Below are 13,621 nucleotides of genomic sequence, written 5' to 3'. Positions count from 1 at the left end.
AGCTGATCGCGGGGCACTATCGCCTCGTCGAGCACATTGGTAGCGGTGCCATGGGAGTGGTGTGGCGCGCCGTCGACGTGCGCCTGGAACGGTCGGTGGCGATCAAGCAGATCCTGCCGCAGCCGGGTGTGTCGGAGGCCGAGCGCGACAACATGCGCCAGCGCGCGATGCGCGAGGCCAAGAACGCGGCCCGGTTCCAGCACCCGAACGCCATCGTGGTGTTCGACATCGCCGAGCACAGCGGCGACCCGTGCCTGGTGATGGAGTACCTGAACGGCCCGAGCCTGTCCGCCGTGCTGGCCGACCAGGGCACCCTGCCGGTGGGCCAGGTCGCGCGCATCGGCGAGCAGGTCGCGGCCGCGCTGGTCGCGGCGCACCGCGCCGGGATCGTGCACCGCGACGTCAAACCGGGCAACATCCTGATCGACGAGACCGGCACCGCGAAGATCACCGACTTCGGCATCTCGCGCGCGGCGGGTGACATGACCCTCACCCAGACCGGCCTGATCGGCGGCACCCCGGCCTACCTCGCGCCCGAGCTGGCCCGCGGCGCCGACCCGGTGCCCAGCTCCGACGTCTTCGCCCTCGGTGCCACGCTCTATCAGGCGATCGAAGGCCAGACGCCGTACGGCAACACCACCAACCAGCTCGCACTGCTCTACGCGGCCGCGAACGGCCAGATCAACCCGCCGACCCAGGCGGGCCCGGCCACCGCGCTGCTGATGAGCCTGCTGCGCAGCGAGCCGGCCGAGCGCCCGAGCATGGCGGAGGCCCGCGAGCGCCTGGCCGCGCTGACCGCGGGCGAGCCGACCCCGCCGATGACCCCGCTCCTGCTGTCCGGCAACCAGGGCGACCGCGTCGGCTCGCGTCCGCCGTGGCAGCGCGCGGAAGCGCAGTCCCCGTCCTCCGCGCCGATCCCGGCCCAGAAGGCCCCGTCGAACCCGCCGCGCACGCCGACGGCGGCGTTCATGCCGATGCGCTCGCCGGCCGCGCCGCCCCAGACGCCTGGGCCCAAGAGCTCCGGGCCTCAGCCCGCTGGGCCTCAGTCCGCTGGGCCCCAGACCCCGCCGCGCCAGGCCGCCCCGCTCCAGCAGACGCCGCCCCAGACCCCGCCGCGTCCGCAACCAGCCCAGAGCAGACCCCCGACGCCGCCCCGCACCCCCGCCACCACGGCAGCCGCCCCGAGCTACCCGAACGGCAAATCCGCGGACACCAAGCGCAAGGCCGCGATCCTCGCCGGCGGCGCGGCGGCCGTGGTCGTCGTCGCGGTGGTCGTCTTCCTGGTCCTGAGCAACGGCAGCGGCAACGACAAGGGCACGTCGCCGGTCGGCCAGCAGCCGCCGCCGTCGAACTCGGCGGGCGCGTCAAACCCGGCCAGCAACACGCCCAGTTCACCCCCCGTCGCAGGCCTCGGCCAGACCCCGAACGAAGGCCAGATCGGCTTCTCACCCGCTGGCCAGCGGGTGATCGACTTCTACAGTTTCCCGCAGGCGGCTGCGGCGGCGTGGTCGATGCTCACCCCGGCGGCCCAGCAGGTCTACGGCACCCAGGACACGTTCAACCAGTACTGGGCCAAGTTCCAGTCGGTCAGCAGCAAGGGCGCCCGCGGCGCCGACAACGCCGACGGCTCGGTGACCATCACTGTCACGGTCAACTTCCCCGACCACAGCGAAGCCAGGACGTTCAGGGTCATCAGCTCCGGCGGACAGCTCCTCATCGACTCGGACACGAAGAGCCAACAGGCTTCCAACCAGTAAGACACCCCAACCGGCGGCTACCCGGCGTGAGATACCGGCACTCCAGGTATCGTCCGAGCCGCCGGTTTCTTGTCCATTGATCAAACCTGTCTTTATCGCGAAGACGTCACCGACAGTCATGGAAATCCGGCAGCGCCAGTCGCGAATAACGACATCTGAGTTTCCACTGGCGTTTTGAGCGGGCACCCGTTCCTGCTTCATCAGCGCCAGTGCCCGTAGCCGCCCGGTAGTCCGAGAAGCAGACTGGCGGAACAACGCCTGCAGGCGATTCGATCGCTGCTCCGGACGCCAGGACCGGCGGACGCCTCCACTGGTCCGCCGGGACGCCGAACCAGTGACACTCGCCGCTTCGGGAGTGTGCTGATCAGGCCCGATGGCTTACCGTGGTGGCATGGCCGAGAGCGCAGCTGTGCCACCGGGCTGGAATCCCCGTTTCCACGAGGACCTCGTCGGGCTCGACCCGTACGACCCGGAGGCCCGCGCGTTCGCTGCCCACCTGGACCGGATGGAGCACACCGGGCCGACGTTCACGGTGGAGGCGTGCCTGGACCAGGTAGGCGACTTCGCCGATTCCAGCAACCGTCTCGGCGGTCTGCGCTACTGGGTGTCCGCGCTGATCGCGGTGCTCATCGTGTTCGGCGTGATCGTCACCGCATGGGACATCGTGACGCACGCGATCGCCTTCCTCCGGGGGTAACGTGGGGCTGGTGAAAGGTATGAAACCCGTCGTCGGCACCACGCCCCGCGTGGTGAAGTCCGAGCAGGAATGGCGCACGGAGCTGAGCCCTGAGGAGTACGCCGTGCTCCGGCAGGCGGGCACCGAGCAGCCGTTCGTCGGCGAGTACACCGACACGAAGACCACCGGTGTCTACGAGTGCCGCGCCTGCGGGGCCGAGATCTTCCGCAGCGACACGAAGTTCGAGAGCCACTGCGGCTGGCCGTCGTTCTACGACCCGGCCGACTCCGACGCCGTGCTGCTGCGCGAGGACCGGGCCATGGGCATGCGCCGCATCGAGGTGCTCTGCGCCTCCTGCCACAGCCACCTCGGGCACGTCTTCGAGGGCGAAGGCTACGAAACGCCGACCGACCAGCGCTACTGCATCAACTCGATCTCCATGAAACTCGTCCCCGAGTCCTGAGCCCTTGGCTTGACCAAGACTTAAGGCCAGGACGGCCCTCCGCCCTCCCTGAAGCGTGCAAAATGGAACAACGGCACGCTACTGGGGAGGGCGGACCTATGACTGGGACCTGGGGAATCGACGGCGCGATCTTCGCCACCGCAAGCATCGCGCTGGGCGTGTTCGTCCTGCTCCGCGCGTTCGTCCGCGACCGGCGGGCATTACGCGGCGGCCGCTCGGTGACAGGGCTCCCGTCGCTGGCGCACGTCGCGATGCTGACCGGCGGCCCGGTCCGCGTCGGCCAGACGGTGGTGGCCGGGATGATCGAGCGCGAGCAGGTCCGCGTCGACAGCGGTGGACGGCTGCACCTGACCCCGCTCGCGCCCACCGACCCGCTCGGCCGTGAGGCCGTGGCGATCATCGGCCTCCGGTCCGGCGTGACCGGCGTGGTCGGCGAGCTGTCCCGGAGCCCGGCAATGCGGGCCCTCACTGGCGAACTGGTCTCACACGGACTGATCGTCGACGAAGCGCCGGTGCGGAAAGCCTGGCAGCGCACCCTGATCGTGGAGTCGGCGCTGCTCACCGTCGGCCTGGTCTGGTTCCTGGTGGACGTGCTGCGCGGGACGTTCGCTGGTGATCTGCTGATCGCCGCCGCCGTAGCACTCGCGCTGTCGGTGGTCGCACTCGCGCAGGCCACGCGCACCGCAGGACCCCGGCTCACCGAAGCGGGCCGCGCCGCGGCAACGGCCGGCTGGGCCGACGAAAGCCTGGTCACCGGCGCGGCCGGCGCAGTCGCCGTCGGCGGGCTCGCCAACTACCCGGACCGCGACATCCGGGTCGCGCTCAGCCGCGGCACCGTGGCGCCGCGCGCACCGCGGCGCGGTCGATCGCAGGCCGGCTACGCGGCCGGTGCGGGGGCGTGGATCGCCGGTTCCTCGTGGGGCGGCGGTTCGAGTTGCGGCGGTGGGTCGAGCTGCAGCGGTTCGAGCTGTGGCGGCGGCTCGGGCTGCGGTGGCGGCTCAGGCTGCGGAGGCGGCGGCGGATGCGGTGGCGGCGGCAGCAGCTAGCGGGAACCCGCGGCGGCCCGGTGCCGTCAGTTCTACCGACCCGAACGGGCGAAACGGACAGTAGGGTCCACCGACTCAGAGGACGAGGGGGCGCACGATGAACGAGCCGTGGGGTGTCTCGGGGCCGCAGTTCCTGCTGCTGTACGGGCTGGCACTGGCGTTGCTGCTGGTCGTCCAGTTGGCTTTGCCCGCCATCGTGCGGGCGCGGGCCCGCTCGACGCCGGCCACCCACGACGGCTCGATGCCGGGCGTCTATCAGTTGGCTTACCTCGCGGGCGGCGTTCCCCGCGCCATCGACGCGGCGATCGCGGCGCTGGTCGAGCGTGGCCTGCTGCGGGTGAACAGCTACCGTCAGCTGAGCGCGGCGGGCGAGGCCCCGCAGGAGCCGCTGGAGCGGGCTGTCCACGCGGTCGCGAAGGCGGCGGGGCGGAGCATGACGACCAACGCGCTGCGGATGCAGGTGATGGATGCCCGCGCGGTGAAGGACATCGAGGCGGACCTGGACCGGCGTGGCCTGCTCTTGCCCGAGGGCGGCGTGGCGAAGGCCCGGAAGGCTGTTTTCCTCCTGTACCTGCTGCTCCTCGCGATCGGCGTGGTGCGGCTGGTGAACGGCGTGGCCCTGGACCGTCCGGTGGGCGGGCTCATCGCGCTGGTGATCTTCACGGGAGTGCTCACTGTCCTGGCGCGGGTGGCCAGCCGCCGGAAGCACCGCCGCCACCACCCGACATCGGCCGGCGAAGCTCTGGTCACCCGGGCCCGCGCGGACCTGCAAGCGGCAGAACGACCTGAGGAGTTCGCCCCGACGGCCCGCGGTGACGCACTGTTCGCCGGCGCTGCGGCGGCCGTCGCACTCGGCGGACTAGCCATGTACCCGGACGAGGAACTGAGCACCGCGCTGGCCTCCCCCGGCTGGTCCGGCGGCGGCTCTTCCGGCGGCTCGTCGTACATCAGCGGTTCCTCTTGCAGCAGCGGCTCTTCCTGCGGCGGTGGCTCATCCTGCGGCGGCGGTGGCGGAGGGTGCGGTGGCTGAGACGAGCACTCCAGACCCGACACCAAAAACCGACGCGGCGACGCAGTTCGGCCCACCAGGACAGGCCGACTCGGCGATCCAAGCCAACTCGCCAGCACCAGCCGACCCGGCAACCCACGCCAACTCGGCACCACAGGCCCACCCGGCAACGCACGATGGCTCAGCAGCACCGGCCGACGCAGCGACCCAGTCCAACTTGGCAACACAGGCCCGCCCGGTGACGCATGCCGACTCGACAGGACAGGATGACTCGGCGGCCCAGGCCAGTTCGGCAGCACCGGCCCACTCAGCGACCCACGCCGGTTCGGCACGCTGGGCCCACCCGGCGACACAGACCGGACCGGCCGCCCCGGCAACGGCCGACCCGGCAGCACAGCCAAGCGCGACAACACGAACCGAGGCGCGCGCCGCCACTCCGGCGAGCCCGAGCGCGACCCCGGGCACCCGGCTCGGCATCGGCATCGGGTGGCGGGAGGAGCTGGACCTGTCGATCGCACGGATGCCCGGCGTCGACTGGGTCGAAGTGGTCGCCGAGAATCTGCACGCGCCACACCTGCCCGAGAGCCTCCTCTCGTTGCGGGAGCGGGGAATGCCGGTGCTGCCGCACGCGGTGTCGCTCTCGTTGGGCGGGGCGGAGCCGCTGGACACCGCACGCGTCGAGCACCTCGCCGAGCTGAGCCGCGCGCTCGACGCGCCGCTGGTCAGCGACCACGTGTGCTTCGTCCGCGCGGGTGGGCTCGACTCCGGGCACCTGATGCCGCTGCCGCGCACCCGCGAGGCGCTCGATGTGCTGGTGGCGAACGTACGGCTGGCTCAGTCCATAGTGGACGTCCCGTTCGCACTGGAGAACATCGCGGCCCTGCTGGAATGGCCGGAGAACGAGCTGACCGAGGAACAGTTCCTCACCGAGCTGACCGAGCGCACCGGCTGCCTGCTGATCATCGACGTGGCGAACCTGTACGCCAACGCACGCAACGTCGGCACCGACCCGGCCGCCTTCCTCGACGGCATCCCCTGGGAACGCCTGGCCTACGTGCACATGGCCGGCGGCGTGGAGCGCGACGGCGTCTACCACGACACCCACGCCCACCCAGTGCTCCCGCAGGTGCTCGACCTGCTCGCCGAACTGCGCCGCCGCACCGACCCACCCGGCGTCCTGCTGGAACGCGACGACGACTACCCCACCGACACCGAACTCGCCGCCGAGCTGGCCGCCCTCCGCGCGACGGTGGAACCGTGAACACGCCCGCCACAGACGGCAAACGCACCTCCGCGCAGCCGGCGGTGGCACCCGTGAACACACCCCATCACATCGCGAGCACGCCTCCGCAGGCCAGCCAAGCAACCGTGAACACGCCGCCACATCCGATTCCCTCAGCACACCATGCGAGCGGCTGTGGAGATGCCGCAACGCCGACGCCCTCAGCAGGTCACCAAGCGACCGTAAACACGCGGCGACGCCCGACTCCCTCAGCACGCCACGCGAACGACTGTGGAAACGCCGCGACACCGACGCCTCAACATGCCACGCAAACGACCGTGACCACGCCACGCAACCCAACGCCCTCGGCCCGCAGCGCACGCCGGTGGTGACCCCGTGACTCGCGAAGACCTTGCCGCTCGTCAGGCCGCGTTGCTCGAGACGCTGCTCACCGGCGCGCCCGCCCCGTCCGGCTTCGACCCGGCGCGGCTGCTGATCGAGGCCGATGTGCTGCTGACCAAGCGGCGCAAGCTCGTCGCGTACCTGCGCCCGGACCTGCCCGAGGCACTGGGCGAACGGTTCCGGCCGCTGTTCGACGCCTACGCGGCCGAGCACCCGAAGGCGGTGACCGTGCGGGCCCGCGAGTACGCCGACACGTTCGTCACCTGGCTCGTCGCCCGCGGCGACCTGCCGAAACCCCGCTGGTTCCAGCGGTGGAAGCGCTGACCTGGGCTCAAGCGAAGCCCCTGCTACCGAACGAATGCCGTGACACCGGCCCAGTCACCTACCGAGCACTGTCACACCGGCTGGACCGGACGGCGAACACATCACACCGGCCCAGTCACCCGCCGAGCGCCACCACACCGGCTCGACTGGACGGCCAACACACCACACCAGCCAGCCAGACGGCGGCAACTCCGAAAGCGACCGCACGCCCGCATAACAGGAGCCCTACGGCAGATGCCACATCGCGGTATCGGCGCCCGGCAAGTGCGAAGCGTGGTCCCAGTACGGCGGCGCGCCTGGTAGCACGCCCGCCATCTTCACCCGCGTCATCCGGCCGTAGTCGCTGTCCACGTCCTCCAGCAGGTCCGAGTAGTCCACTTCGGACGGTACGCTTTCCTTGCGCCCCAGCGAGTCCAGCCAGCGACCGGTGCCCGCGAGCGAAAGCCTGGCCTGCCAGGTCCCGCCCTCGGTCACGGTGCGGCGCACGGCCGTCATGACCGCCGCGGCGGCGAGCCAGCCCGTGGCGTGGTCCAGGGCCTGCGCGGGCAGCGGCACCGGGCCCTCGGCGCCCGCGACGCGCGCGCCCTCCTCCGCGATCCCGGACGAGAGCTGCACCAAGCTGTCGAAACCACGACGCCGCGCCCACGGGCCCTGCCAGCCGTAGGCCGACAGGTCGGCGATCACCAGCCCGGGCCGCAGCTCGGCCAGCTGCTCCGGGCCGAAGCCGATCCGCGCGAGCGCACCCGGGCGGAACGACTGCACCAGCACGTCCGCGCGGGAGATGAGCTTCTTCAGCCGCGCGCGGCCGCCCTCGGTGTCGAGCGCGACGAACGACGAACGCTTGCCCTGCCCGGTGTCCATCGTCAGCACCGGGATGCGCGGCAGGTGGGCGGCGCCGACGTGCACCACGTTCGCGCCGTGCGCGGCGAGCACCCGCCCGGCGACGGGGCCGGCCAGCACGTGCGTCAGCTCCAGCACCCGGACTCCGCCCAGCGGGCGGTCGGAGTCGTACAGCAGCCGCTTCGGCGCGTCGCCGATCCGCCGCAGCTCCGCCGCCGGAAGATCCGCGACGGCCTCGCCCTGCGGGTGCGCGAGCCACTCCTCGCGCGAGCGCATCAGCGCGGCCGCGCCGCCAGCCGCCACCACGGCGGACTCGACCTCGGCGGCGGTCTTGGCGGCCACCGTCTTCGTCACGGACTCGCGGCTCGCCGGCACGCCGAGCGCCCAGCAGACAGCGGCCTCGTGCCGCGGGTAGTTGCAGTGCAGCTTCACCCAGCCGTCGGCAGCCCGGTAGTCGCCGGACAGTGGGCCCCACGGATTCGGCCCGGGCTGCCCGTCCACACGCAGGTGCCACTCGCTGCGGAACGCGGCCGCGGCGTGCCGGGCGTCCACCCCGACAACGCCGGGCTCGATCCCGCGCAGCTTGAGCAGCTCCGCGGCCGCGAGGGTGGCGGCTGCGACGGATGACGTCGCCGCCGCGGCAACCCGGAACGGGCCGGACAGCACGTTCTCGTCACCGCCCACCCCGACGGCCGGCAGCGAGTCGCCGGTGAGCGTCTGCCAGACCCCGGCCAGCACGTCTTCCACGGCGGTTACGGCAGTGCCGCGACGAGCTCGGCCGGCGGCACGCGGGTGCCCGTGTAGAACGGGATCTCCTCGCGCACGTGGCGGCGAGCCTCAGTACCGCGCAGGTGGCGCATCAGGTCGACGATGCGGTGCAGCTCGTCGGCCTCGAAGGCGAGGATCCACTCGTAGTCGCCGAGCGCGAAGGACGCGACGGTGTTGGCGCGCACGTCCGGGTAGTCCCGCGCCTCCTTGCCGTGGTCGGCGAGCATCTTGCGGCGCTCGTCGTCGGGCAGCAGGTACCACTCGTACGAGCGGACGAACGGGTACACGCAGATGTACTTGCGCGGCTCTTCACCGGCCAGGAACGCCGGGACATGGCTCTTGTTGAACTCCGCGGGCCGGTGCAGCGCGGTCTGGCTCCACACCGGCGTCGACGCGCGCCCCAGCGGCGTGTGGCGGAAGCCCGCGTACGCGGCCTGCACCTGCTCGATTTCCTCGGCGTGCCACCAGATCATGTAGTCGGCGTCGGCGCGCAGCGCGGCCAGGTCGTAGACCCCGCGCACGATCACGCCCTTGGCCTCGAGCCCGTCGAGGTACTCGGTGGTCTCGCGGCCCGCCGTCCCGCGGTCCTCGCCCAGCCGTCCCGGCTCGATCCGGAAGACCGACCAGGTGGTGTAACGGATGCTGTCGTTGAGCTCGTTGTAGTTCAGCCGCGCCATGCCTCCATCCTGGCACTGCGCGGCGCCGGAGCGCCAAGCGCCTCCGTCACACTGTGGACAACCGGGCCGGCACCACCCGGCCTGTGGACAACTCAGTCCCGCAGCTGGTCCGCGATCCGCCGTGCGGCCGCGTCCGCGGTGGCGACGCACGCGGGCAGCCCCACGCCGTGCAGGGTCGCGCCCGCGACGGCCAGGCCCGGCACCTCGGCGACGGCGCGCTCGATCCGCTCGACCCGCCCCAGGTGCCCCGCGCCGTACTGCGGCAGGCCGCCGCCCCAGCGCGTGACGAGGGTGTCGATCGGCTCGACGGTCACGCCGGTCAGGCGCGCGAGGTCGTCGCGGACCGCCCGGACCAGCCCGTCGTCGTCGCCGTTCAGGGCGCCGGGCTCGCCGAAGCGGCCGACAGAGCCGCGGACCAGGACCGGGCCCTCCCCGCCGTAGTGCGCCCATTTGTTGGAGGAGAAGGTGAACGCCTTCGCCGCGTACGGCACGCCCGAGGCGTCCCGCTCCCCCGCGCCGATCAGAATCCCCGAGGCGTCCGGCAGCTCGGTGCCCGGCGGCAGCGCCAGCGCGACCACGGCCATGGACGCCAGCTCCACCTCGCCGAACGCCGTCGACGCAGCCGGGACGACCCCGTCGAGCAGCCGCCTTGCGGCCGGCGCGGGCACGGCGAGCAGCACCGCGTCGACGTCCACCGGGGTGCCCTCGGGCGCGTGCGCCGGTGCGGCTGCGCCGACGTCCAGCCGCCAGCCCGCCGCGGTCCGGGTCAGCGCGCGCACGGTCGCCGACGTCCGCAGCGTGGCGCCGGAAAGCTCCAGCAGCCGTTCGAGCAGCCCCGACAAGCCGCCGGTCAGCGTGCCGAACACCGGCGCCGGGCGGCCAGGGGTCTTGGGCAGCAAGGACTCCGCGGCCTCGGTGAGCGAGGCCGCGCCGCCCGCCACCGCGTTGGCCAGGCCGGGCATCGTCGCGCGCAGGCCGAGGCCGTCGGCGCCGCCCGCGTAGACGCCGCCGAGCAGCGGGTCGACCAGCCGGTCCACCAGCTCGTCGCCGAACCGGCCGCGCAGCAGCGGACCGAGCGGAACGTCGTCGCCGGCCAGGTCCACCGGCCCCAGCGAGCGCTCCTTCTCGACGGCGCGGCGGCCGTCCTCGGACAGCACCCCGGCCACCGCGTCGGCCGACGCGGGCACGCCCATCACCGTGCCCGGCGGCAAGCCCAGCACCGTGCCGCCGGCGTGGATCTTCGCGCGCGCCGTCGTCGGGTGCACCAGCCGCTCGCCGAGGCCGACCTCGGCGGCCAGCGCCGTCATCTCCGGCCGGCGCGCCAGGAACGCCTCCGCGCCGACGTCGTAACGGACGCCGCCCACCTCGGCCGTGCGCAGCTTGCCGCCGACCGCGGGCGTGCCCTCGAAGACGGTGATCGCGACGTCGTCGCCGAGCAGCGTGCGCAGCCGATACGCCGCGACCAGCCCGGAGATGCCCCCGCCGACGACGGCGACCCGGCGGGTCACAGCGAGTGCACCAGCTCGACCACCCGGGCCAGCACCTCGGGCTCCACGCTGGGCAGCACCCCGTGGCCCAGGTTGAAGATGTGCCCCTCGGCCGAGCGGCCCTCCTCGACGATCCGGCGGACCTCGGCCTCGAGCACCGGCCACGACGCGTACAGCAGCGCCGGGTCGAGGTTGCCCTGGACCACGGCCGAGCCGCCGAGCCTGCGCACGGCCTCGTCCAGCGGGATCCGCCAGTCGACGCCCATCACGTCCGCGCCCGCCTCGCGCATCGCGACCAGCAGCTCGCCGGTGCCGACGCCGAAGTGGATCCGCGGCACGCCGTAGTTCGCGACGCCAGCGAGCACCTTCGCCGAGTGCGGCTGGACGAACTCGCGGTAGTCGCGCTCGGACAGCGCGCCCGCCCACGAGTCGAAGAGCTGGATCGCGTCGACGCCCGCGTCGAGCTGCGCGCGCAGGAAGGTCAGCGCGATGTCGGCGAGCCGCCCCGCGAGCTCGTGCCACAGCGCGGGCTCGGAGTGCATGAGCGCCTTGGTGTGTTCGTGGTTGCGGCTCGGCCCGCCCTCGATGAGGTAGCTGGCCAGCGTGAACGGCGCACCGGCGAACCCGATCAGCGGCGTCGTCCCCAGCCGCTCGACCAGCAGCCCGACCCCCTCGGCGACGCGCGCCACCTGCTCCGTCTCGAGCAGCGGCAGCGCCCGCACGGCCGCGGCGTCGCGCACCGGCTCGGCCACCACGGGCCCGGTGCCCGGCACGATGTCGATGTCCAGGCCCGCCGCCTTCAGCGGCACCACGATGTCGCTGAACAGGACGGCCGCGTCCACGCCGTGCCGACGGACCGGCTGCAGCGTGATCTCGGCCAGCATCTCGGGGTCGAAGCACGCGTCGAGCATCGCGACGCCCTCACGCAGCTTGCGGTACTCCGGCAACGAGCGCCCGGCCTGGCGCATGAACCAGACCGGAGTGCGAGCGGGCCGCTCACCACGGGCCGCCGCCAGGAACGGCGACCCCCCGAGGTCGCGACGGATCGAGGCAGGCGAAGAAGAAAGCTGGGGCACGGTTTCCATCGTCCCACTCGGCCGGGCCGGGCTCGGCCCGGGTCGGCACCGGAGGTGGTGCCGGAGGCGGTTCGGTGCCGAGGTCGGGCCGGAGGTGGTGCCGGAGCGGTTCAGTACCGGAGATGGGGCGGGAGTCGGGGCCCGAGGTGGGGCGGGGCCAGAAGTGGGGCGGGTCAGAGGTGGGGCGGGTCAGAGACGGGGCAGTACAGAAGGCCGGGCGGCTCGATGCCGGAGGGGCGCAGTGCCGAAGTGGCTCAATGCCGGAGGCAGGGCGGTGCCGGAGGCAGGGCGGTGCCGGATGGGCTGCGCGGTGCCGGAGGGCTGCGGTGCTGGAGGGCTGCGGTGCTGGAGGGCTGCGGTGCTGGAGCGACTCGACACCGGAGGCGGTTCGGTGCCGAGGCCGGGCCGGAAGTGGTGCCGGAGCAGCTCGACACTGGAGACGACGCGGTACCAGAGGGTTCCGATGCCGGAGCAACTCGACGCCGGAGACGGAGCGGCGCCGGAGGGGTTGCGATGCCGGAGGCGGGGCAATGCCGGAGGCGGGGCAATGCCGGAGGGCTGCAGTGCCGGTGCGCCACCGCGACGCCGCTCACGACGTCACCGCAAGGTCGGAGGGAACGCCCGGTCACTCCGACGCGAGAACCGGCTCTACCCTCCGGCGGCCGGACCGCGGCGTCCCGAGCGACAACGCCACCTCGAAGCGACAGCGCCACTTCAACACCACCCGCGGCCACCTCAACACCACCTGCGGCGACCTCAACACCACCTTTGCCGCCGCGCGCCCTACGCCTCATTTACTCCGGTTGTAGTGGTCTCCCCCCAGACCACTACAACCGGAGTAAATAACCCATAGGGCCCTCACCAGCACCTGGCCACCCACGTTCCCGGAGCCGCCCGACAACGTCGTCATCGCGGGGCTCGGCCGGTCGGGGGTCCCTCGGCGCGCCTGCGGCCGCAACCGGGCGTTGCCGCCCTACAGTCGTTCTGTGACCGCGATGACGCCAGTGCCCGAGCTATTCCGCGAAGCCGTCGCGGCGCTGCAGTCCGTCCGGCCCCGCCCGGAGGTGCAGCTGGAGTCGATGCGCGCGCCGCAGCGGCTCGCCCCCTGGTCGTACGCGGTGAGCTGCGAGGTTTCGGGCCCGGCGGACGTGCTGGCGTCCGGCCGGCTGGTCCTGCTGCACGACCCGGACGGCCAGGAAGGCTGGGACGGTGTGCTCCGCCTGGTCATGTACGTGCGCGCGGAGCTGGACAACGAGCTGGCCACCGATCCGTTCCTGCCGGCCGTCGGCTGGTCGTGGCTGACCGACGCGCTCGAGGCGTCCGGCGCGACCTGGACCGCGCTGGGCGGCACGGTCACCGAGACCTCGTCGGCGCGGTTCGGCGACATCGCGGGGCCGTCCCGCACCGACGACCTGGAACTGCGGGCGTCCTGGACGCCCACGGACTCGGCGCTGCGGGCGCACGGGTACGCGTTCTGCCAGGTCATGGCGAGCGTCGTGGGCCTGCCGCCGGTCGGCGTGACGCTGTTCGAGCAGCGCCAGAGCTCCTGATTTCCCAAGTTCACCCGGTCGGGAAGCCGCTGAACGGGCCTCCCGCGCCCTGAGCGCGCCCTGGCGACCCCCACGTGGTCTGGACAACTGATCCACCGGAGACCGCTCGCGCGCGATCCTGAGGTCGTTTCACGTCCGTCCACCTGGGACCGCACGCACTAGCACGGGCGGACGTTCACTTTCGTGAACACCCCATGATCACCCGGCGTCATTCCCTGGTCACGGCCAAGGTGCCGCCACCCGGGGCGGGGCCGGCACCGCGGCGATCACCGAGAGCAGTATCGGGGTCGTCCGGGCAAACGTGAATAAAGATGATCTTGCCCC

12 protein-coding genes are annotated in these 13,621 nt (G+C 72.5%); 8 read left to right on the top strand and 4 right to left on the bottom strand.

What is annotated here, in order from left to right; all coding sequences use genetic code 11:
- Positions 1 to 2 precede the first annotated feature (2 nt).
- From OG943_RS02565 to OG943_RS02535, 7 genes are all read left to right on the top strand, one after another.
- Positions 3 to 1,757: a serine/threonine-protein kinase gene (locus OG943_RS02565; RefSeq protein WP_328611979.1), complete on the top strand. Its 1,755-nt coding sequence runs from the start codon at positions 3 to 5 to the stop codon at positions 1,755 to 1,757.
- A 391-nt stretch (positions 1,758 to 2,148) separates the two neighbouring features.
- On the top strand, positions 2,149 to 2,454 hold the full coding sequence (locus tag OG943_RS02560; RefSeq protein ID WP_328608031.1) for a hypothetical protein: 306 nt from the start codon (positions 2,149 to 2,151) through the stop codon (positions 2,452 to 2,454).
- Between the two features lie 19 nt (positions 2,455 to 2,473).
- Positions 2,474 to 2,896 (top strand): peptide-methionine (R)-S-oxide reductase MsrB, encoded by a 423-nt coding sequence (gene msrB / locus OG943_RS02555; RefSeq protein WP_328608030.1) that lies wholly within the window; start codon positions 2,474 to 2,476, stop codon positions 2,894 to 2,896.
- A 98-nt stretch (positions 2,897 to 2,994) separates the two neighbouring features.
- Entirely contained in the window at positions 2,995 to 3,942 is a 948-nt protein-coding gene (locus OG943_RS02550) for a TIGR04222 domain-containing membrane protein (protein ID WP_328608029.1), read from the top strand.
- A 97-nt stretch (positions 3,943 to 4,039) separates the two neighbouring features.
- Positions 4,040 to 4,972, top strand: a complete 933-nt coding sequence (locus OG943_RS02545) for a TIGR04222 domain-containing membrane protein (protein ID WP_328608028.1) — start codon at positions 4,040 to 4,042, stop codon at positions 4,970 to 4,972.
- Positions 4,973 to 5,426: 454 nt separating this feature from the next.
- Positions 5,427 to 6,212: a DUF692 domain-containing protein gene (locus OG943_RS02540; protein WP_328611978.1), complete on the top strand. Its 786-nt coding sequence runs from the start codon at positions 5,427 to 5,429 to the stop codon at positions 6,210 to 6,212.
- 357 nt (positions 6,213 to 6,569) lie between these two features.
- Positions 6,570 to 6,899, top strand: a complete 330-nt coding sequence (locus tag OG943_RS02535; RefSeq protein WP_328608027.1) for a hypothetical protein — start codon at positions 6,570 to 6,572, stop codon at positions 6,897 to 6,899.
- 225 nt (positions 6,900 to 7,124) lie between these two features.
- Here OG943_RS02535 and OG943_RS02530 read toward each other — a convergent pair whose 3' ends face one another.
- From OG943_RS02530 to hemE, 4 genes are all read right to left on the bottom strand, one after another.
- The gene (locus tag OG943_RS02530; protein WP_328608026.1) at positions 7,125 to 8,486 is read right to left on the bottom strand and encodes a CoA transferase; all 1,362 of its coding nucleotides are present in this window, start codon (positions 8,484 to 8,486) and stop codon (positions 7,125 to 7,127) included.
- A 5-nt stretch (positions 8,487 to 8,491) separates the two neighbouring features.
- The gene (hemQ, locus tag OG943_RS02525) at positions 8,492 to 9,184 is read right to left on the bottom strand and encodes a hydrogen peroxide-dependent heme synthase (RefSeq protein ID WP_328608025.1); all 693 of its coding nucleotides are present in this window, start codon (positions 9,182 to 9,184) and stop codon (positions 8,492 to 8,494) included.
- A 92-nt stretch (positions 9,185 to 9,276) separates the two neighbouring features.
- On the bottom strand, positions 9,277 to 10,692 hold the full coding sequence (gene hemG / locus OG943_RS02520) for a protoporphyrinogen oxidase (RefSeq protein ID WP_328608024.1): 1,416 nt from the start codon (positions 10,690 to 10,692) through the stop codon (positions 9,277 to 9,279).
- Positions 10,689 to 11,756, bottom strand: a complete 1,068-nt coding sequence (gene hemE, locus OG943_RS02515; RefSeq protein WP_328608023.1) for a uroporphyrinogen decarboxylase — start codon at positions 11,754 to 11,756, stop codon at positions 10,689 to 10,691. The genes hemG and hemE overlap by 4 nt, the downstream gene beginning before the upstream one ends.
- 977 nt (positions 11,757 to 12,733) lie before the next feature.
- On the opposite strand from hemE, the gene OG943_RS02510 reads away from it, so the two are divergent.
- The gene (locus tag OG943_RS02510) at positions 12,734 to 13,297 is read left to right on the top strand and encodes a DUF3000 domain-containing protein (protein WP_328608022.1); all 564 of its coding nucleotides are present in this window, start codon (positions 12,734 to 12,736) and stop codon (positions 13,295 to 13,297) included.
- Positions 13,298 to 13,621: the final 324 nt, after the last annotated feature.

Origin of the sequence: Amycolatopsis sp. NBC_00345 (assembly GCF_036116635.1) — a bacterium.
Classification (GTDB): domain Bacteria; phylum Actinomycetota; class Actinomycetes; order Mycobacteriales; family Pseudonocardiaceae; genus Amycolatopsis.
The sequence above is the reverse complement of the archived record's forward strand: the minus strand, read 5'-3'. Positions and strand labels throughout refer to the sequence as shown.